Consider the following 21,499-nt stretch of genomic DNA (forward strand, 5'->3'; position numbering starts at 1 on the left):
CCAAAGCTTCCCGCCACACCGCACGGGCCTGAGCGTGGTCGCCGAGAGCGGCGTGGGGATGCCCGAGGTGCTCACCCGGTCGCCTGCGGGAAGTAGCTGAGGCCTGCCCAGCTCGCGCATCCGGTGGAAAGGCCGCGGATGCCGAACTCGTCGATCCGGCTGTCGCTGAAGCCATCACGCAACAACGTCTGCTCCACCAGCTCCGCGTGGTGCAAGAACGGGCCTACCTCCTCCGTCCCGCGGTCGAGCAGCACACGCGGCATGCTCAACAACCGCATCGCGGTTTCGAGTTCCAGCCCGCTCCATGGTGATTCGTGCACCCAGTGAGCGGACAGCACGTAATGCGCGACGGGAGTGTCCGAGCCGGTCGCTTCGCGCAGCCACACCGCCAGGCTGGCGATGTTCGGCACGCTCAGCTCCTCGGCCAGGTGGAAGACAGCAACGCCCCACGGGAACGCGTACAGCTCGCAACGGCCACCAGGATGCTCGATCTCTCCGACGTGGCAGTCCGCCCACTGCACCGAACCGGGCATCAGGTTCGCGCGCTCGATGAGCTTCAGAAGCAGCTCAGGACCGAGATGCACCGGCACGAACTTGTGGCTCGTGAGGCCGCAGGCCTGATGGCCCGCCACGCCGGCGCTGAGCGTGCCGAACAGCTCGTGCGGTGTGGCCTCGAACGCGGCGCAGTACAACCGCACGCAGACCTCGTCGCGCACCGCGGCTCTGCCCGTCTCGTGCCGGTAGATCGCCTTGGTCATCGCGCCCAGCTCAGGCGTCGTGAGTTCCCGCTGCCGGCCGATCCGCTCGAACTCCCTGGCGAGCCGGTCGCGTCCCCACCCCTTGGCCTGCCGCTGCGTGATCAGCACGAGGTTCGGCGTGAACCGCTTGCCCTCGCCAGTCGTGCGACTCCTAGCTCCACCACTTGCGGTCAAGCGCGCGGAACGCGTTGGTGGCGCAGTGGATCTCCCCTTCCTCGATGTGCGGGTAGCGGATGTCGTCGACGTACGTCACCCGGTAACCGGTGCTCGCGAACGCGTCCGTGATCGCGTCGGCGAACACGTCCCGCCCGGCGACCTGAGGACCGAAGGGTTGTGGAGCGACGTAGGCGTTGTTGTTGAGGACCAGCCCGTTGACCGTGTTGGGGATCTCCGCCCCCGCCGCGTCCATCGCGCGCAGTGTCGCCTCGGCCTTCTGCTTCTCCTCACCGGCCGGCATGACGTTGATCGAGGACAAGAGCAGCTTGTAGGTCATCGTCTTGTAGGTGAACAGCGACGGGATTCGCACGACGTCCTCTTCGGTCAGCCCCACCTCGTCGCCCAGCACGGCGAGGTTCGCCTCGATCTTCGCGGCGGCCTTGTCGTTGGTGCGGAGGAACTGTTCGTCCCCGAGGAACTCCCCGATCGTCCGCTGGTCGATGTGCTGGTCGTCCGGCCACGTCAGTTCCGGCAGACCCGCGTGCAGCACGTCGTCGGGGTGCTCGTCGCGCAGCCTTTCGAGCAGTCGCAGGCCCTTGCGGGGGTCGGCGACGATCGCTCGCCACCCCAGCCGGCTGCCAGGCACGGGCAGGAACTGGACGAACTCGTCCACGTGACCGATCTCCAGCCACGAGGTGTCGAGCTCGATCGGCTGCTGCGCGCCCTGGGAGCGGAGCAGCAGGAGCAACTCGGCCGCAGGGCCCTTGCCCTCCTCGGCGCCGACGATGATGCGGCCGTTGGGGTGCTGAGGCGTTGGTGGAACGGTCTCGAGGTTGCCCGCGGAGTCGAGGCTCGGGTTCTCACCGGGCACCGGCACGTGTCCGATGTGGATGGCGGCGACGTCGGAACCCGCGAACTCGGTGAACGCGACGCGGGAAGCCTTGCGGTGCATGTCGTTCGTCGACTGGATGAGCACCCGCATGCCGTGCGGCTCGCCGTCGGGGCCCGGAACGCTGCTGTAGGCGGGTTCCAGCACGTCCTGCATCCACTTGTCGTCGTCACCCGTCGAGACCCTGGTGAAACCGACACCGTTCGCCTGCACCGCACTGGACACGTCCTGGTCGAACCGCGCCTGCTGCTGGCCGTTCGCACGCCGATCGGAGATCAACACGTTCTCCAGGCGCAGCGTGTTGTCCGCGGTGAGCACGGGAGCCTGGTGCAGCTGGACCGAACTGGAGTCGCCGCCCACGGTCAGGGTCACCGTGACCCGGCCGTCCCAGACCGCCCTGTCCCGCACGACGTCACGCCCCTCGATCGCCAGGTCGGCACCGTGTTCGAGCTCCGCAGGGGACAACTCCTCTCCGGGCCGAACGACCTCCCAGGCTCCAGCGCGCTTGATGAACAGGCGCACGTTCTCCGAACCCTGGACGGTGAGCCTGCCGGGCTCCGATGTGGACACCGGGGCGATGCTCAGCCCGGTCAGGTCGGCCTCGTCACGCGTGCCGTTCACGATCTCGTCGGCGGCGTCGTTGCACGCCGCCAGGTCTCGATCGGTTTGGTTCTGCGCGAGCCGATGACCCCGCTCGAGCTCTCGGAACTCACGCTCGGCACGTTCGGGTTCGGTCTCGGCGAGTTTCTGCAGCTCCTTTCGCTCCTGGTAGTAGCGCTGGTCGGCGGCTGCCTCACGGGCAACCGCCTCAGCGACGAGGGTGCGAGCACGCTCACGGCACACGCCGGCATCGTCGTCGATGTTCGCGAGGAAGAGCTTCCGGTCGGCTTGCAGTCGCACCTGCTGCTGATCCGCCTGTGCCGCAACGGTCTGGCACGTCAACATGAGCATGGCGATCGCCAGGACACGAGTCGATGCCTTCTTGATTTTCACGTCCACACGCTGGCATCCGCTTGTGCGGATCCTGTTCGGATTTCGTGCCCTCACAGCGATGTCCTCGTCCCCTCGCTGACCAGGCCGATCTCGTCCGCAAACGCCGGACTGGCCCCGGCGACCACTTGCCTGAGTGGAAAGTGTCCGATACTTTCCACTCAGGCAAGTACTTTCCCAGAGAGGATGAAGGCATGGTGCACACAGCCGGCAGCCACACTCGGAAGTCAGCCGAACCGCAGGTCAAGGGCCTTCCGCCGTGGTATTTCGTGCTGGCGGGCGCACTCGTCGCCAGCTTCGACCTCAGCCAGCAGTTCATCGTCACGCACCCGGCGGTCGCGGCACTGCCACTCGTACTGGTCACGGCGCACGTCATCGTCTGGTTCACGGTTCTTTCGCGTCGTCGTGAGTTCATCCGCTCCGTGTGGCGGTCGAAACGCGCGCGGCTGCTGGCGGCGGCGCTGTTCGCGGTCCGGATGGTTCTCCAGTTGGTCCTGACCCGACTGGTGGACAGCTCAGCGCCGTTGCACAGCTACGCCCACCTGATCATGGGGTTGGCCCTGCTGGTGCTGACCACGGCCGGAGCGTGGTTTGATCAATGGCTGATCCTGCGCACCCTGAACAAGGACGCGGAACAGACGAAGGAGCAGCACCGGTGAACGAGCCAACGCCCGAGGAAGCGGCGGCCGCGCTGCGCACAATCCGGCAGAGCCGGGAGCAGGTGATCAAGTCCGCCGTGGGATCTCGTCGGCTGTGGATCGGCTGCGGCCTCGCTCTCTTCCTCTACTGCACGGCGATCGACCTCTTCCCGGCCGCACGGGGCTGGCTGCACTGGCCGTTCGTGATCACCTGTCTGGCGCTGTCGTTCATCATGCGCACACGGATGGGCGGCAGCTTGCTCGGCCGCTCGGTCGCGGTGTCGAACCGCAGTGTCCCGACCAACCTCAAGTGGCGGCTGCTGCGCATCGTCCCGCTGCTCGTCATCGCGATCGGCGGGGTCGTGCTCGTCCTGGTGCTGCATCCGCCGCACGCCACCATCTACTATGGTGCGCTGGCTGGGCTCTACATCGCGTTTCTCGGCCCCAGACTCCAGCTGTGGATGCTGCGCAAGCAAGACGAGGTGAGTGGTGGCCGAGCTTGACCAGCTCCTGCTGGATCCGACGAGGCTGGCGATCGTCTCGCTGCTCGCCGCGGCGGAGTGGGCCGACTTCGGCTTCGTCCGCGACTCGGTCAAGCTCTCCGACTCCGCGCTCTCCAAGCAGATCACGACGCTCTCCAAGAACAATCACGTCGAGGTCCGCAAGGGTTACGTCAACAACCGGCCCAGAACCTGGATCAGCCTCACCGATTCCGGCCGCAACGCACTCGCGGACCACATCGCCGCCCTGCAGGCCATCGCGGAGAACGCCAGAACCGAGGGCGCACGTCATTCCGGCAGCTAGCTGACGAGAGGCAGCGGAGGGTCACGCCGACGGCGTGCACCAGGTCGATGCGAGCGCCTCCGTGGAGGTCAAGGACGACGCTCTGACGGCGGGATAGACGGCGGCCAGCACACCGATCGTCACCGAGGCACCGAGGATCGCCGTAGCAGGAATGACCAAAGGCCAGTTCTGCACATGCGCGTACCCGGCAGTGGCCAGCAGTCCGGGAGCACCACCGGAAACACCACCCAGCACGCACAACACGACCGACTCGACCAGGAACTGCCAGCGGATCTGCCTCCTGCCCGCACCGAGTGCGCGGCGCAGCCCGATCTCGCCCCTCCGCTCGAGCACGGAGATCACCATGGTGTTCGCGACGCCGATGCCGCCGACCAGCAGCGCCACCCCCGCAAGCCCCAACAGCAGCGTGCCGAAGGCGTTCTGCGTGATCCGCTTGGCCGCCAGCGCGTCGGACGGCCTGCTGACCTGGACCTGGCCCGGCCGTTCGGGATCGAGGGTGCGCGGCAGAACCGCGCGCACGCTGTCGATCGCGGGCTCGGAGGACCGCACGTATACGACGGTGAACCACTTGTTCGCCAGGCGATCCGCGGAGGTGCCGCCGGAACCTCGGTGATCCCGAGCCAGGTCGCGGCCTTGCTGCCCAGCACCACGGTCGGGAACTTGTCGTTGGCACCGTTGAAGAACGTGCCGGAGCGGACCTTGCCTTCCAGCACCTCCAACAGATCGGAGGTCACCGCCGGTGTCGTCAGCGCACCGGTCTCACCACCGAGGCCGGTGCGCGCGACCGCGGCGTGCACGTTCGCGACGGCGCTCACCTGTTCGACGGGCCCGACCCTGCGTGCCATCGAGACGGACTCGACCGGCATCCCCGGCCCGCTCGCCGCTCGCCTGGTTGGGCACCGCCTGTGCTTTGAGCAGGTTCGGCCCCAGCCGCCAGCTCGTCGACGACGGCCTGCTGGCTCGAGGCCAGACTCCCGACCACGACGACCACGGTCGCGATGCCGATTGACCTGCCCCACCGGAAGGGTTCCAGTCGTTGTGGCTAACTGGCAGCGGTGATGGTGTCGTGGTCGGAGCGTAGTTCGTACTCGATTGGGTTGAGGTAGCCGAGGGCGGAGTGCCGTCGGCGGCGGTCGTGGAAGATCTCGATGTAGTCGAAGATCGCGTTGGCCAGCTCCACGCGGGTCTTCCATCGTTGACGGTTCAGTAGCTCGATCTGCATCGATGACCAGAAGGATTCCATCATCGCGTTGTCGAGTCCGTCGCCACGCTTCCAAAGGATGGCAGCAGACCGGCTGAGCGGATCTTGTCGCCGAAGACCCAGGAGGTGAACTGGGTTCCGTGGTCGGCGTGGACGATGCCGCCGGGCTCGGGGCGCCGGTTGCGGATGGCCATGTCGAGTGCGTTGACGACCAGGGTTGAGTCCTGTGTGGAGTCGATCGACCAGCCCACGATCCGACGGCTGAACGCATCGAGAACCGCGGCGCAGTAGAGCCATCCTTCCCTTGTCCTGTGCTGGTGATGTCGGTGACCCACAGTTCGTTCGGTTTCAGCCGGTGGAACTTGCGGTTCACCAAGTCGCCGGCGGTGGCGACGCCGCGGAGCTGTTTGACTCGTGCCGGGCCGGGAAGTCCGTGGATGCCGGCCTGGCTCATCAGCTGCCAGACAGTGCGTTCGCAGACGGTGATGCCCATGCCCAGGGTGAGTTCGGCGTGGACCCGTAGGTGCCGCGTGAGGCGACGTGCACTTCGCGAATCACTCCGGTCAGCCAGCGACGTCGTAGCTCGGTCGGCGTGGTCGGAGTTCGTCTGGCCTTGTAGTGGTTCTGGCGAGCGACCCCGAGGACGCGACAGCATCGGTCAATGGGGATCCCGGCGTCGGCAAGCCTGTCAATCACCGGGTAGAACCTTGTGGGCGAGGGCGATCCGTCCCCAGGAACGTCGCTGCCTGACGCACGATCAACAGCTCGGTCTCGAGCTCCCGAATCCATTGTCGAGCGGCACGAAGTTCGACGGACTCGCTGCTCGGGGTGCTGGGAATCTCGCCACGATCGATCCGGTCCTGCTTGACCCACTTCGACAACGTCACCGGATGGATACGCAGGTGGGTCTGCTGCACGAGTAGGTGACAGTGGTAGTCACGCAGCCTGACTGGCTGGCGTGGACATGATTACTTCGTATTCGATGGGGGTCAACCGGCCGAGGGCAGCCTGGCGCCTGCGACGGTGGTAAGTGCGCTCGATCCAAGTCACGATCGCGATCCGCAGTTCCTCGCGCGTGGTCCACGTACGCCGGTTGAGGACATTGTTCTGCAGCAACGCGAAGAAGCTCTCCATGGCCGCGTTGTCGCCCGCAGCACCGACTCGGCCCATCGAGCCGGTCAGCCCGTGGCGCACGAGAACACGGACGAATTTCCTTGATCGAAATTGGGATCCGCGGTCGGTGTGCACCACGCAGCCGGCGACCTCACCGCGGCGGGTGAGGGCGTTGGTGAGCGCGGTGACCGCGAGGCGGGACTTCATCCGGGAGTCGATCGAGTAGCCCACGATCCGGTTGGAGCAGACGTCCTTGACCGCACACAGATACAGCTTTCCCTCTGCGGTGCGGTGTTCGGTGATGTCGGCCAGCCACAGCCGGTTCGGCGCGGTGGCGGTGAAGTCGCGGCGGACCAGGTCGTCGTGGACCGGTGGGCCGGTCTTCTTGCCGTTGCGGCCGCGTTTCTTGCCGAACGCACTCCACCAGCCCATCGACGAGCAGATCCGCCACGCGGTCCGATCCGCCATCGACCAGCCGGCGTCGCGGGCTTCGTCGGCCAGGAACCGGTAGCCGAACTCCGGGTCGTCGCGGTGCGCGTCGAACAACGCGTTCGCCCGATGAGCGCGCTCGAGCTCGGTGGCGGTGACGGGGCGGGCACGCCACCGGTAGTACGACTGTCGAGCGATCCTCAGGACCCGGCACGTCACCGCGACGGGAATCCCGTCCGCGGCCAGCTCGTTCACGAGCGGGTAGAGCCTTTTCCCGGCAGGTTCGCCTGCGACAGATACGCGGTCGCCCGGCGCAGGACCTCGTTCTCCTGCTCGAGCAGCTTGATCCGCTTACGCGCCTCACGCAGCTCAGCCGACTCGGCCCGGCTCGCACCGGGCTTGGCGCCGTCCTCGACCTCGGCCTGACGCAGCCACTTGAACAACGTCATCGGGTGCACCCCGAAGTCCTTGGCGATCTGCTCGACCGTCACACCGGGCTCACGGTCCCGAGCGACCCGCACGACATCGTCACGGAACTCCTGGGGATAGGGCTGGGCACAGCGACATCCTCCCAGCTCACCATCACGGCAAGCCAACTCAGATGTCACCTACTCGTGCAGCAGACCCGATCCAGTTCCAGCAGGGTACACAGGCGCCGAGCAGCAGGTAAGCGGCTAGCTAGCGCGGACACCAGCCGTTCACCGCACGGTCACTTCACGTGGAAACTCCAGCTCGCACCGTCGAGATCGGTCATGTTCGCGCGGAACCTAGGGACGTTGCAGTCTCGGTAGCGCAAGTGCGGTCGTCGGATAATCAGCCGAGTAAACCGCCAACGCCCGCTGGTTCGACGTCACTGCAGCCAGCACGGCAGGCACGTCACGCGACTCTCCCAACTGCATCAAAGAGCCCTCAGAGAACAACACCGCCTCCTCGTCCACGACGCCAGCCGCCACCAAGACGGCCGATGCACGATGGATGCAACCGAGCGCGCTCAGGGTCAAGCCCCAGCTAGACGCGCCTTCAAGCGTCACACTGAGTTCCTGCATAGGGCTCCTCGGATATTTTCACGAACTCCGGAAAATTCGCCGGGCCGAAGCAGTCACACGTGACCCAAGCCTGGATCACATAAACAGCTACAGCCACCAGTTCAAAGGCGTACCGTCATCGGCAAAACGTTCGAGAAGTACCACTCAACTTCAGAATCAGCCGCCACCATCTGATTGAAGATTCCCTCCAATGCCACAACTCCCGGGCCGTAGGGAACCGTGAAGGCACTCAATCCGCCCACCCTGCCGTCGAGCCCCCAGCCTCAATCTCCTCGATATACATGCCCGCCACTTCATGCTCAGCAAAGACATGCGCACCCACATTGCCTCCACGAGTCAAAGTGGTAAATGTACCGTCAGCGGGATTCAGCATGATCACGTCTCCGGCCGCGATATTGAGGACCATTCCAGGAGTCGCCAGCACCCGGACCCCGGCAGAGCCGTCGACTGACTCCACCGGAACTTCCTCGAAGATCGGCTTACCCACCTTGTTCTCGCTGACCAGCAGATTCACCGTCGCGGCATCAGGACCGACCATGCTCGCCAACAATCCACCTAAAGGAGTGCATTAGGCTTAAAGCACCGAAAGCGCCGATGCTAAAATAGATCGGCGCTTCTTCCATAATTACACGACCTAGCAGCGTTTTCACGCACGCGCACCTTGGCCTTATCTAAACAGGAAATGCGGACCACCGTGGCAACCATGAGCTTCCGTCAGGCTTGCGCAAACCCCCTGGAATCACCCCACTCCCAAAAGGCAGTTCCATTCTGAATTTCAGCCTGAACGGAGTCGAAGATCGGCTGCATCACCGAAATGTCCGGAACGTCGATCGCAATAAATCGATCGCCGTTCCACTCACTCAAGAGACCCGCAGCGTCCAGCACCTCGCGTAGCACGGCTCTACTGTCTCCTTCCTGAAAGCGAGGCTCAGCAAACATAATCCGAAGGACGCGCCGACCCGACTTTCTAATCACCGTGCCCACATTTTCCGATCCGGACTTCCCCACTACGTCACCCAGAGCTAGACCGTAGGCATAGAAAGGAAGGCAACAGATCTCGTATTCACCGTCATCGACCGTCTCTCGAAGCCACAGCTGCTCACGCATTCCTTGGAGGTCGAACGGAGCCAGATCAACCATCGCGAGGTGGCTGTTCTCAGCTCGCCACACAGGGTCCTCGTGGCTGACGTACGTAACTCCATCAATCGTGACCTGCACGATTCCTCCGTTGCCAAGTCGGTGACGATGATATGCGGTGAGCCACATCATAGCTCACCGCATACAACCTACGGAATCACTCTTGGCACTGCCACAGTCGCTTGCATGTTTGCAGGCCACCACGGCGGAGGCCAGAGTCCGCTGTAGTTCGGCGGCGGATTCAGCGGAGCTACTCTGTCACGCTTGGAGCTGTTACAGAATGTGCAAGCCGGCGTGGTGTTCGGGTCGGTGAGATCTCCCCCGTTAACCCGCGGCTGAACGTGATCGATAGGAGTCGCGAGGTTCGTGCGACAGTACGAGCACAGCACTTGGTTGAGCGGCGGATGCCACTGCACCCCCGTCCCGTACTCGGCGCGCATGCTCGCCGGAATGCTCTGGTATGCACCCGGCCCTCCGCTCGATCCAGCTGGAATGTCGTGGACGGAAAGTCCCGGCGTGGGACACGCCGCCTGATTGGGAAGATTGGCATTGTGAACAAGAATCGCTAGGGCGCCCGCCGCAACATAGAACGTATGCAGACCATCCACAGTGAGGTTGTAGACCTTGCGGTACTCGGTCCTGGAAGTGACGTTGACGATCTGAAGCAGCAAGCCGTCAGAACTGCGAAGGTCGTCACCGGCGTTCAGGTCCTCTGCATCGAGCCAAACGCCCCGGTCTGGACCCCAGAACGGGTGATTGCTCGTGGCCGTCACTACGCCCGTACGATCGCCTGTTGAACCGTCTGCGTCGACGGTGATCTCCACCAGGTCCTTCCACCCGTTGCCGACGATCAGATCGGTAACTTCGCGAGCTCCCGTTTCCCCTGTTGTCGGGTCGGTCGCCACTACCTTGTCGCCGAGTTGGATGTCCTCGATCGGCTTGGTGGAGCCGTCCGCCATCAGCACGGGCGTGCCTGCAACGAAGCTGTTGGGCCGGACGCAGCTGGCCACGCTGGTAGCAGCGTCCACTCCTTCGTCGCCGTACTTCCGCAGGCCTTTACCGACGAGCTTTGTGGCCGTGACGGCCGCGCCGGCGAACGGCACGAGGGCAGCGGCCGCCAAGGCCGCGTTGACGTAGTCGCCTTCTGCGAGGTACCAGAGCGCGTTGATGCCGTCCGCGACCTCGCCGATCACCGGGATCATGCCGACGACGTCGAGGAGCGCGTGACCGGCTTCGGCCCAGTCGATGTTGGTGACCTCGTTCTGGACCCATTCCCAGAAGCCCATGTCCTTCGGTTCGCCGACCGATTTGATCACGGGCTCGCCGCCCGTGACTTTGTCGACGTCCCTCTTGATGGACTCCTGCTGATCCACGACCTGGTTGTCCGACACCTGCTGAGCAGGCACATCAGGCGAGGACGACACAGGCGGAGCCATCGAATCGCCCGCCGAGCCGGTGAAGATCGGGGCCGTCGCTGCCGGAACCTGGGGTAACGGGTTGTTACGTGCGGCGGACGCCGACGCGGTCCGCGCTACGTCAGTCGGCGACGGTCCGGGCCGGTACACGCCGACGCCGCCGGTGTTGTTCTTGCCCGAGCCGTTTCCTTGGCCGGAAACAGCGTTTCCAGGGGTCGCGCTGCCGCCGAAGAAGTCGTCCGAGTAGCCCCCTTCGCTGTAGCCGCCACCACACCCACCTGTCTGGGAGGTGCACCACCAGTCCGGAACGCCATCCCAGTCGTGGACATCGTTTCGGTCACAGAACTTGTTGTCGCCGTACGAGTAGGAGGTGTAGCCCGCGGGGCAATGGCCGTCCGGGTCGCTGTAGTTCGTCGGTGCGCCGAGGCCGTAGGCGTAGCGGTTCGCTAGGCCGGACGGCGATGACGGCAGGGCGATACTGTCGCGCGCGGTGAACCCACCTGTTCGAGGCGAGTACCAGCGGGCTCCCATGTCGACCTCGCCGCTGGCGGGATCGGTGTAGTCACTCTGGAACCCGAGCGATCGTTTCGAACCGGCGGACGCGATCGCCTGGCCGAACGGGTCGAACGCGGCGCTGTCGGTCAGCGTTTGCAGGGGGCCAGCCGGGTCGAACCCACCAACGAGATCGCCGTGTCCGTCGCTTACGGTCAGGCGCTTCTGGTCGCCTTGGCCCAGTGCCAACAGCGAGCCGTCGGTCCCACGGCTGAATTTCGCGTCGCCATCGGACACGAGATCCAGTGAGCTGCCCGCGTAGGTGAAATTCTTGCCGTTGCGGGCGCTGAGACGGTCCAGGCCGTCGTAGGCGAACCGCGTCTCACCATTGCGCACGGCGCGGTCGAAGGAGTCGAAACCGTACTTCTCCTCGAGGCCGGAGGAGACGCGAGCGGCCAGGGTGCCGCGTGCGGACCACTTGTAGGTGTAGTCGCCGTCACTTTGCAGGCGGTTGCGTTGGTCGTAGGTCGCGGTCTTCGCTCCGGCACGTACGCGGTTTCCTGCGTCGTCCCAGCCGTAGTCGGTGCGGGCGCCGTTGGACGTCCAGGCCGTCAGGCGGTTGGAGTGGTCGTACTCGTAGGTGTTCGTGCCGGAGCCGGCCAGTCCTGCGGTCGTCTTGGACGTCAGGCGGTCCGCGAGGTCGTAGCCGTAGCCGATCGATGCGGCGACGGTGCCTCCCGCGCCGGTGATCGTGTCGGTTTTGAGCCGGCCGTACTCGTCGTAGTTGAACGTTCGGGTGCGGTCGGCGCCGTAGCTGACGGTCTTGACCTGTCCGGCTTCGTTGTAGCCGAACGTCTGCACGGCGCCGGTCACCGAGTCCTGTGTGGTCGCGGCGCGGCCTTGCAGGTAGGTGTAGCGGGAGGTGCCGGACTCGTCGGTGCGGGTGGCCATGCGGCCGCTGGGGTCGTAGGTGAAGGACGACTTGCCGGACGGGCCGTCGGTCGTGAGCAGCGCGCCGCGGTCGTTGTAGGTCAGGACGTTGGTGCCGCCGGGTGCGCTCGACTCGACCATCCGGTTTGCCAGGTCGTAGCGCAGGGTGCGAGCGTCGGTCGACTCCTCAGCACCGGTGCCGGTCTCGCCGGTCAGGCGGTTGAGCAGGTCGTAGGTTCGGGTGCGGGTGATGCCGCCGGGTGCGGTGACGCGGTCGGGGTTTCCGGCCTGGTCGTAGCCGACGGTCCACGTGCGGTCGGCGGGCTGCGGGTGTGCGGTGGTCGAGGGTTCGATGGTCGACTCGCCGAGCCCGAGGCTGTTGACGGTGTAGAGGGTCGCGTTGCCGCGGCCGTCGGTGAAGCGGGTGCGGTTGCCCGCGGCGTCGTAGCCGAACGACGTGGTGATCGTCTTGTTGTCGGCCACGGGTTCGACCTGGCTGGTGATGCGCCGCATCGCGTCGTAGGTGAACGTGGTCGCCCGCTGGAACGGGTCGGTGGTCTGCACGAGGTTGCCGGCGCGGTCGTAGGAGTTGCTTGACATGCGCAGCAACGACTCGTTCGCGTCGAGCGAGTACTGAGTGGACGGTCGTCCGGCGGTGTCGTAGGTCTGGAACGTGGTGCGGTTCAGACCGTCGGACACGCGGGACTGGCGGCCGATGCTGTCATAGCCGAGCTTGGTCACCACGCCGGCCGGGTCCACGGATGAGGTCAGCTGCCCCAAGGGGTCGTACGAGAGGGTGGTGACCTCGTCCGACGGGGACGTGACCGTCTTGGGGCTGCCCGCGTCGTCGTAGGTCGTCTTCGTCGTGAACGCCGACGGGGTCGGGAATCGCTCCAGTTGCGTCGAGGTGACCGGGCGGCCGAGATCGTCATAGGTCGACTCGACACGAGCACCGGTCGGATCGGTGATCGACAGGCGCTCACCGGAGCGGGTGTAGCTGTAGAGCCACGATCCCGTGGTCCGACCGGCCGTTGTGGCGTCCGCCTGGTAGTGCGCAACGAGGCGCCGCTGCTGGTCGTAGCTGAACTCGCTGACGGCTCCGCGCGGATTGGTGATCTTGCGAACGTCGCCGAGCGGCGTGTACTCGGTCAGGGTGACGGAGCGGGTCGCCGTGGCAGTGCCCGGTTTGGTGTACTCGGGTGTCTCCGCCCGCACCACGCGGCCGAGCTTGTCGAACGTCTGCTTGCTGACGTTTCCGTTGGCGTCCTTGAGTTCTGTCGATCCACCGAACGTGTCGAGTCCGGTGTGGATGGTCGGGCGGCTCGACGTCGCGACGCCACCGTTCTCCACCTGCACCGTCGGCGACACCACGGAGACCATGCGGCCGGCCTCGTCGTAGGCGTAGTCGGTGGTGAACGCGGCCGCGTCCGCGCCGGCGGCGGTGCCGCGCGGGTCGGTGGCGGAGCGCAGCAGGCCTCGCTGGTCGACGACGCTGGTCGTGGTCAGGCGTTCGGTGCCGTTGAACGAGGTTTCGCTGGTGCGTCGTCCTGCGGCGTCGTAGCCGTACTCGACGGCAAAGGTCCGCTGGACGTCCTGGTGCACGCTGTTGGACGGCTTGCCGGTGATGGCGACCTTGGTGACGTTGCCACCCGCGTCGTAGTCGTACGAGGTGGTGCGGGCGAGACCGGCCGGGTCAGCCTTCTCGGTCTTGACGCGGTTCGCGGCGTCGTAGGTCTTCTCGACGACCAGACCGCCAGCGTTCACGACACGCGCGAGGTTGCCGGCCTTGTCGTAGGCGAACTCCTGCAAGACCAGGTCCCGGGTCGCGCCCGACGGGTCGAATGGGTCCCTGATCTTCGATGCAATGACGCGGCGGACGGTGTCGTCTCTGTAGTACTCGTACCGCTTGCTGCGGCCCATCGCGTCGGTTTCACGACTCAGCCTGCCTGCGACGTCGTAGGCGTAGGACTTGAGCACCAGCGTGTCGAGCACGGTCTGGTCACCCTCGCCGTCACCACCCGGACCGCCGGGTCCGACCGGGTCGCCGTGCCACGCCCGCAGACGCACTTCGGCAATCTTGTTGCGACTGGTGTAGGCGAACTCGTACTTGGTGCCGACGGCGTCCACTGTCCAGGCGAGGTTGCCGAAGTTGTCGTAGCCGCTGGTGGTCACGTTCCCCTCGGGGTCAGTGACTCGTGCAGCCCGGCCGTGGCCGTCGTACTCGGTGATCACCTGCCGCGTCTGGTCGCCGCCAGTCAGGTCGCTGACTTTGGCCGCCGTGACGTTGCCGTCAGCGTCGTAGTCGTAGGTGGTCTGCTGCGTGTGCTTGACCCCGGTGACCTTGTTCGTGGTCGCCGGACGCGTGATCGTCTTCTGCCGCGACAGTTCGTCGTAGGTGAAGGTCGTGGTCAACCCCTGCGGGTATGCCTGGGAGACCTCGGTCTGGGTGATCTTGCGGCCGAGTTTGTCGTAGGTGAACCGCATGACCAGGCCGGCCGCGTTCGTGACCGACTCCAGGTCACCGGAGCGGTAGTAGGTGTACGAGGTCTTCGCGCCGCGGCCGTCGGTCGTCGTCTCCACCAGACCGGCGGGTCCGAAGGACGACGACGTGGTGTAGGTGTGCCGGACCGTGGATCCATCCGGAAGGCGCTGTGATTCGAACAGGCCGCGCACGCCGACGCCGGTGTAGGTGTTAGCTGTGCGATAGGTCGCGTCGTCCGGTCCGGTGGAGCGGCCGTCTGCGGAGGTGAGCAGCTTGCCGTTGCGTGGGTCGGTCAGGTCGCTGGGGTTGCTGTAGTAACTGAAGTACGACGTCTGGCAGTCAGTCTTGGTCGTACGGCAGGTCTTGCGCGAGATCGAGTTGCCTCGCGTGTCATTCGTCAGCTCGACCTGGTTGCCGTTCTCGTCGGTGATCTTGTTGACGAACCCGCGGCTGTCGTAGTCGAACGTCCGGACACCGGCGCCGCGGTTGGGGCCGCCTCCCCACGGATCGCCGCCGGGCGGCACGGGGCCGCCGATGGGGATGTCCTCGGGTCGTACCCCCTGTCCGAGGGGTGTGAGTGATCGCAGGATGCGGCCGCGGGACGGGTCGTAGTCGGCGTAGTGGAAACGGTTGCCCGGGTCGGTGACCATGGTGGTGCGCACCAGGTTCTGCTCGGTGCCGGTCACCGCGGGGGCGGCGATCTTCCACAGGCCGCCGTTGCTGTCGGTGTACTCGCGCAGCCGGTCGTTCACGACGTCGTAGGCCATCGTCGCGGCGATCCTGCCACTGGGCAGCGTGATCTTGGTGAGCTGGTCGGATGGCTTGGCCATGCCGAAGTTCTGCTTCGCCGTGGTGCTGCCGATGGCGTGTTCGTAGAACGCCACCTCGTCGATCGCGCCGGAGAAGTACCGCATGCCGCCGGGAAGGCCCGGCCAGCCGTCGGTGTTCGCCGCACCGATCTGGTTGTTCGTCATGGTGAGGTGGTCGATCTCGCCCAGCGCGGTACCGACGAGTTGACCGTCGAGGAACAACGACTGCGTGCCGATGGATCCGGACAGCACGACGTGGTGCCAGCGGTCGTTGTTGACCGTGCCGGGCGTGGTGATCGGCTCGACCTTGCCGTTCCAGAAGTTGCCGCGCAGCTTGCCGTCAGTGCCGACCCACAGCACCGGCATCTGCGGTACAGACGGGGTGGCTCCCTGTTTGAACTCGTAGTGCTGCATCCCGAGCAGCGGGCCTCCGGATGTGGTCTTGAACCACATCTCCACGGCGAGGTCACGGTTCTTCTTGATCAGGCCCGCCGGCAGCTTCACGAACGACGAAGAGCCGTTGAACTGACGTGCTCCGTCCGGGGATCCCTCGATCGCGCCCGGAACCCAGGTCGTGTTGGTCGAGACACCGTCGTCCTTGCCCAGGTTGACGCGAATCTGGCTCTCGATCTTGTCGCCGGCGGGGTCGCCGAGTCGCCAGTACGAGCCGGGGTTGGCGTCGATCACCGCGCTGCGGTAGTGCGAGCCTTGGTCGTACTGGTACTGCGTGCACCCTGACTTCGGGTCGCACGCCTTCATCAGCTTGTCGCCGGTGTACTCGTAGCTCCACGTGAGCTGCTGGTTCCCGTCGGCGGCGACGGTCACGGACCGCACGTGTGGCGCGAACGTCGGCTGCGCGTCATTCCAGGCGAAGCTCAGCTTCCGCTCGTTGCGGGGATTGACGACTTCTGCCAACCTGCCCGTGACTTGGTCGTACTTGACGTCGACGAACTGGCCGGTCTGGTCGGTGACCCTGGTGAGTTTGCCGTCCGGCGCGAACCGGTACGCGGTGGACTGGGTGTCGACCATGATCCAGCCGCCGCCGAACTCGGCAGGCTCCGCGTGCAAGTCGGCCTGCCTCCCCTGGGCCGGGGCGAATCCCCCGCCGGGGTTGCGGCCGAACCGCACCTGCTGACCATCCGGGTACGTCACGACGACGTTCCCCGAGCCGTCGTTGTCCGGTACCACCCGCATGTCCCAGCGCGTCGACCATCCCGCGCCGAACGCCAGGTCGCGGCGCGGATCGAGGCTGTTGTAGGTGCGGGCGACCGAGAGCTCCGGCCCGGCACCGGACAACGACACGTCGATGGCACTCGAGAAGTAGTTACCGTTCTGCGGGTCGAACGCCTTGTTCGCGCCGTTGTACGGGGCGTTGGCCAGGTGCGTGGTGATGCTCGGTTGCGGTACCGCGGTCAGCAGGTGGCTCCACGGCAAGGCGAGGTTCTCCTGCTTGCCGTCGTAGGCAAACGACCGCCACACGTAGTCCCTGCCCCAGAACAGCTTTCCTGCTGGGATCGTCCACATGTGGGTGTCGATGCGACCGGAGTCGAAGCATCCGAAGGTGCCGTTGTCAGCGGACTCGCAGACCTCGAACCGGTACTTCAAGGCCTTGTCCGGTGGCGAGTCGATGTCGACCGCGTCGGTCCACAGCTGAGGCGTCAGCACCGGGGAGGAGTAGCCGTTCGGTGGGTACTGGGCCTTGACCACCGGTGGGATGTCGTAGACGCGGAATGCCAGCCGCGCGGGCGGGATCTGCTCGTCGGTGAACCAGGCTCCTCCCTTGCGCAGCATGGAGAAGTCGAGCAGGTAGGTGCCGGCACCGAGCGGATCGATCTTCACGTCCACCGTCGCCGAACCGCCGCGCGGAACGTCGTGCGGGAGAGCGGTTTCCGCGGTGCGGACCGGGTTCCCCAGGTCGGTGTAGGCGCGGTAGCCCAGTGCGTACGTCTGCGGGGTCCAGGTCTCCGCACCGCGATTGGTCACCGTGAGCTTGACGAAGCCGTGGCTCTGCGCGTGCACCGGAGGTTCCGGCACACCGCGGTCGATGCGGTACTCCGCGTCGTACGGCGTGTGCGTGATGTAGAGCCGGGGCGGGTTCGCGGTGTCGCGACCGGTGAACTTCTTCCAGCCGTAGGTGTCCGTCTCCGACGCTCGGATGCTCAGCCCGTGGTTGGCTTGTTCTCCGGTGACCCATCGCTGAATCAGGTCCCGGCCAGCCACACCGAGGTTGATCTGTTCCGACGCCGTCGGGCAGTTGGACCGTGTCTGGCCCTGGGCGATGAAGCCGTGGGCGAAGCTGGACTCGGTGAGCGCTCCACCGACGGCCGGACCGGGGTAGCCACCGCCGCCCCACGCCGCCAACACCGGATGCACGCTGACCGGGCTCGGGCTGCAGGACCACGACCAGTAGTTGGTGAGCGAAAGGGCTGCGCCGTGGATCTTGTGGTTCCGCAGGGTGTTCTCGACTCCGGCGAAGCCCAGGTAGCCGGCGGAGTTCAGGCCCCCGCTGTTGCCGACCTTCAGGTCGGAACCGGCATAGGTGTTCCAGTCGCCTTGGTAGAACCGGGCGTCCGACGTGCCGCGGTTCTCGATCGTGGGATCGACCAGCACCGGGTACTTGCGTGCGGGATCACGCAGCCACGCGGAGTCCGCCTCGACGATCAGGTTCTGGCCGTCGAGGCGGTACTTCACGTTGTGGGAGATCGCAGGGTCACCGGTGCGCGGATCGACGCTGGAGTCGGTCATGAAGCCGCGGGGGAAGCGGCCACGCTCCTTGCCGTCGCGGTCGGAGAGCACGATCTGCTCATCCACCAGTTTCGCGGTCAGTCCCTTGAGCCGCAGGGGAAAAGTCCACGAGTGCGCCGCGTCGGCCGACTCCAGGACCATGACCTCTTTGACGCCGCCCGCCTGCGCCTCGAACTTCAGATCGACACCGGGCAGAACTCGCGGGTAGGTCACCGAGCTGCCATCCGCGACCCCTGCGGACGGTGCGGTGCCCTGAAGTCCGAACGAGACCTCGTGCTGGTCGTCGAACTTCAGCCGCACCATGGAGTCCGCGTTGGCGTTGCGAGACAACCGCAGGTCGATCTGGTCCGCGGCGTTGCGCCAGCCATCGCCACCGCCGACGAACGTGGTGTCGATCGGAGCCCAACTGCCGTCTGGTTTGCGGTAGTTGACAGCACTCTGGCTGAACTCGGTCGTCAGCGTGCCATCCGTGTTGCGGAACGTCCGCTCCCGCTCGCTGCGTTGAGCAGGCAGTTCCTTGCTGCTGGACGAGTCGAAGCCGCGGACGTCGGGCGAGGTGGACCTCACCTCCGCCTCGTTGCGCGGAGCATCGGCGTTCTGCGCTTCGATGCGCGGGTACTTGCTCTGCAGCGAAGCTGGGCCGTCCTGGTTGGGGAACCCGTCGGTGACCTCGTGGGGCTGCCCATCGGCGGTACCCCACTGTTGTTTCGGAGACTGCGCCCTCGCCTCGGCCAGCTCGCGCAGCCCGGCCATCTGCGGCATCAGCTGAGACGCCTGCGGGCCGTAGAAACCAATCACCACCAAGATGACGATCAATAGAACCGATGCTCGCCTGCCCGCTCTCGTGCGCGACAGACCAATCCCCCGACTTCTGGGCACAGCTTCCCCCCAAGAATGGCTACCAGTCCGCGAGCGCGCCTCCCCAGCGGCTACGCGGCAACCAAGAGTGCGGCATTCACAAGGCACACCGCAAGTACTTGACAAAGAGGTAACCTTCTCCGCGCTTCGCGCGATCGAAGTCAAGGGGCAGGAACGTAGCTTTGGGGGGAAAATCGTGTACCAGAAGCCGAAGAGATTTGGTAGACCCAACCCGCGTACTAGCGCGGTCGTGGCCATCACCGCAACTGTGACGTCGCTCATCTTGCCAGTTCAGCCTGTCGCAGCCGCCGAACAGATCAGCTGCCGCGAGTCCGCGTCGATTTACGCGACGCTTCCCAGCGGCGAACTTCGCGAGTACTTCCACAACACTCCAGAAACCGGAACCTTCGACTGGAAGACGGAACGAGTACTCGCCGGAAACTGGTCACAGATAACCTCGATCAGCGGCACAGACGGCCGCCTCTACCAAATCACGGACGGAGGCGAGCTTCGTCGCTACCGGCATACCGGAAGCGGCTGGGATAATCCCGGAGGAAATCCCTACATCAGCCTGGGGACTGGCTGGGAGCTCTATCGAAACTCGGCATATCTGAACCGCATCACGGTGGACGCGAAGGGCGACATCTACTCCATCGCCGCCAACGGCGATCTCACCTGGTCACGCTTCAACGAGCAATCCTCCACGTGGGAAAAGAGGATCCTCGCCACCGGGTGGACCAGGTTCAACCTGATCACGGCAGCTGGTGACGGCGTGATCTACGCACGTGACGCCAACATCGACGGCGGCAAGCTCTACCGAACGCACTACCACGCCGAATCTCAGCGCCGAATCACCTACATCACGCCCATGACCGGCAGCGGATGGAACACACGTCCTCGGGTGTTCTCCCCCGGCGGCGACGTGCTGTACGGAGTCGAAACAAACGGCAATTTGTGGTGGTACAGGCGATCTGAGGCAACCGATTCCTGGGCAACGCAGACTCAGATCGGCCAGGGATGGGGGCTCGACTGGCAACTCGGCGCGATGTCCAACGCTTGTACGCTCAGCGGACTGCCGGTCCCGCAACGCCCTGCGCCGCGCCCCGTTCAGGATCTGACCAGAAGCGACCTCATCGAAGGTCAACCCGGCTTGATCCAGGCCTTCTACGTCGATCCGTACGGCACTCTCAAAGCCGTGACACAGCGGCAAGGCTCAGCAATCGACTTCCTCGACACCGCCGCGATCGACTCTCCCGCCACGGTGAGCACCACCCCCAGCGCGATCATGACCAAAGACGGCAGGCCGAACGTCTACGTGCTCGGCACCGACACCGACACCCTCGAGGCGACGCGCGGCGCCGACGGAATCTCCTGGCCCACGACCTCGTCGTTCGGCGGCTGGACAGTCGGCCCGGCCAAGGCCGCGAAATACCGCGACAGCCGCACACAGTTCTTCGCGATCGATGAAGCGGGCCGACTGCTGGCACGCAGCCAGCAAGTGGTGGACGGCCCCGTGTGGCCCTGGGCGCCGATCGGCTTCACCGGCCTGACCGGCGAGGTGACCGCCCTCCCCGCAGCAGGTAACGACGACCTCGAAGTGCTGGTGACAACAGCCTCCGGCTTCGTCGTCACCTCCAGGTACGTCAACCGAGCACTCACCAACGTGCGAACAGTCAGCGCAGGCGCCATCACAGGCAAACCCGCCGCAGTGGTCAAGACCGACGGCAAGGTGCAGATCTTCGCGCGCAGGGCCGACGGCAAGATCCACACGGTGCGGGACACCACCACTGGCCTCGACACTGCATGGGCCCCGATCGACGGGATCACTGCGAACGGCTCTCCCGCTGCGGTGATCAGCAACGGACGGATCACCCTTGCCGTCCGCGCCAACGACGGCTACGTCTACACCAACAAGCAGACAACTCAGGACGGCCCGTTCGCCGGCTGGATCAAACTGACCGACTCACGCAGCGGCAACGCCTGGCCAACCGACACCGAACCATCGATGGTTGCGCTCAGCACGGGCAAAGTCGTCGTGATGTACCGCAGCGCCGACGAAGTCACCTACGCCTTCGAATCCACCCCGGGCACCACCGGCGCAACCGCCCGATCTGCCTCTGCGGACGACCGATACATCGGCGGACCATCGCCAAAGACGAACCGCTAAACGATTGACGCGTAAGTCGAGGCGGTAGCTAAAGACGGACGAAGGGTGTCCAAGATCAGTTTGTGACGACCGATCTGGACACCCTTCTCGCTGACGCCGAGCATGCTCATTCGGCTTGACGGGAACGCCAGAGCGGGGACGGGTCCGAGCGACCCGACACCACTCCACTACTCGGGCGCGGACAGGCCGAACGATGATTCCACCACTAGGCTGCCAGCACGAAACCGCAGGTCAGCACTGTTCCCATCCTTTGGTACTCCCGCCCGAGGTCCGGCCCTCCGCAAGAACGATCTTGCGCAGGGTGGTGCCCTCCCCGAGGTCCGGCCCTCCGCAAGAACGATCTTGCGCAGGGTGGTGCCCTCCCCGAGGTCCGGCCCTCCGCAAGAACGATCTTGCGCAGGGTGGTGCCCTCCCCGAGGTCCGGCCCTCCGCAAGAACGA

At 65.4% G+C, this 21,499-nt stretch carries 11 protein-coding genes and 1 pseudogene; 4 read left to right on the plus strand and 8 right to left on the minus strand.

What is annotated here, in order from left to right; translation table 11 throughout:
• Positions 1–71 precede the first annotated feature (71 nt).
• Both QSK25_RS34035 and QSK25_RS34040 read right to left on the minus strand, forming a co-directional pair.
• The gene (locus tag QSK25_RS34035) at positions 72–866 is read right to left on the minus strand and encodes a hypothetical protein (RefSeq protein ID WP_285644433.1); all 795 of its coding nucleotides are present in this window, start codon (positions 864–866) and stop codon (positions 72–74) included.
• A 43-nt stretch (positions 867–909) separates the two neighbouring features.
• Positions 910–2,796, minus strand: a complete 1,887-nt coding sequence (locus QSK25_RS34040; protein ID WP_285644434.1) for a protein-arginine deiminase family protein — start codon at positions 2,794–2,796, stop codon at positions 910–912.
• Positions 2,797–2,936: 140 nt separating this feature from the next.
• Here QSK25_RS34040 and QSK25_RS34045 point away from each other — a divergent pair, with 140 nt between their 5' ends.
• Genes QSK25_RS34045 through QSK25_RS34055 form a run of 3 tightly spaced genes read left to right on the plus strand, consistent with a single transcriptional unit; the run spans position 2,937 to position 4,235 of the window.
• On the plus strand, positions 2,937–3,452 hold the full coding sequence (locus QSK25_RS34045; protein WP_285644435.1) for a hypothetical protein: 516 nt from the start codon (positions 2,937–2,939) through the stop codon (positions 3,450–3,452).
• Entirely contained in the window at positions 3,449–3,934 is a 486-nt protein-coding gene (locus tag QSK25_RS34050; protein WP_285644437.1) for a hypothetical protein, read from the plus strand. Before QSK25_RS34045 ends, QSK25_RS34050 begins: the two co-directional genes overlap by 4 nt.
• Complete coding sequence (locus tag QSK25_RS34055; RefSeq protein ID WP_285644438.1) at positions 3,921–4,235, plus strand: winged helix-turn-helix domain-containing protein; 315 nt, start codon at positions 3,921–3,923, stop codon at positions 4,233–4,235. Before QSK25_RS34050 ends, QSK25_RS34055 begins: the two co-directional genes overlap by 14 nt.
• A gap of 21 nt (positions 4,236–4,256) precedes the next feature.
• Here QSK25_RS34055 and QSK25_RS34060 read toward each other — a convergent pair whose 3' ends face one another.
• The 6 genes and pseudogenes from QSK25_RS34060 to QSK25_RS34085 all read right to left on the minus strand — a co-directional run bounded on the left by QSK25_RS34060 (position 4,257) and on the right by QSK25_RS34085 (position 18,850).
• Entirely contained in the window at positions 4,257–4,784 is a 528-nt protein-coding gene (locus QSK25_RS34060; protein WP_285644440.1) for an ABC transporter permease, read from the minus strand.
• Positions 4,785–5,277: 493 nt separating this feature from the next.
• Positions 5,278–6,353 (minus strand): annotated as a pseudogene (locus QSK25_RS34065) (IS3 family transposase); the annotation flags it as partial.
• Between the two features lie 19 nt (positions 6,354–6,372).
• Positions 6,373–7,553, minus strand: a protein-coding gene (locus QSK25_RS34070; protein ID WP_285644472.1) for an IS3 family transposase whose coding sequence is annotated in 2 segments (ribosomal slippage) — positions 6,373–7,251 and positions 7,254–7,553 — 1,179 coding nt in all. Because the reading frame shifts where the segments join, the coding sequence is not laid out codon by codon here.
• A gap of 700 nt (positions 7,554–8,253) precedes the next feature.
• Positions 8,254–8,571, minus strand: coding sequence for a hypothetical protein (locus QSK25_RS34075; protein ID WP_285644442.1), 318 nt, complete (start codon positions 8,569–8,571; stop codon positions 8,254–8,256).
• Positions 8,572–8,738: 167 nt separating this feature from the next.
• A complete protein-coding gene (locus QSK25_RS34080) occupies positions 8,739–9,242 on the minus strand; it encodes a DUF4265 domain-containing protein (protein WP_285644444.1) in 504 nt (167 codons plus the stop codon).
• Between the two features lie 68 nt (positions 9,243–9,310).
• Positions 9,311–18,850, minus strand: a complete 9,540-nt coding sequence (locus QSK25_RS34085) for a polymorphic toxin-type HINT domain-containing protein (RefSeq protein WP_285644445.1) — start codon at positions 18,848–18,850, stop codon at positions 9,311–9,313.
• Positions 18,851–19,142: 292 nt separating this feature from the next.
• On the opposite strand from QSK25_RS34085, the gene QSK25_RS34090 reads away from it, so the two are divergent.
• A complete protein-coding gene (locus tag QSK25_RS34090; protein ID WP_285644446.1) occupies positions 19,143–21,059 on the plus strand; it encodes a tachylectin-related carbohydrate-binding protein in 1,917 nt (638 codons plus the stop codon).
• Positions 21,060–21,499 lie beyond the last annotated feature (440 nt).

The organism is Lentzea sp. NBRC 102530 (assembly GCF_030269365.1).
Taxonomy (GTDB): domain Bacteria; phylum Actinomycetota; class Actinomycetes; order Mycobacteriales; family Pseudonocardiaceae; genus Lentzea.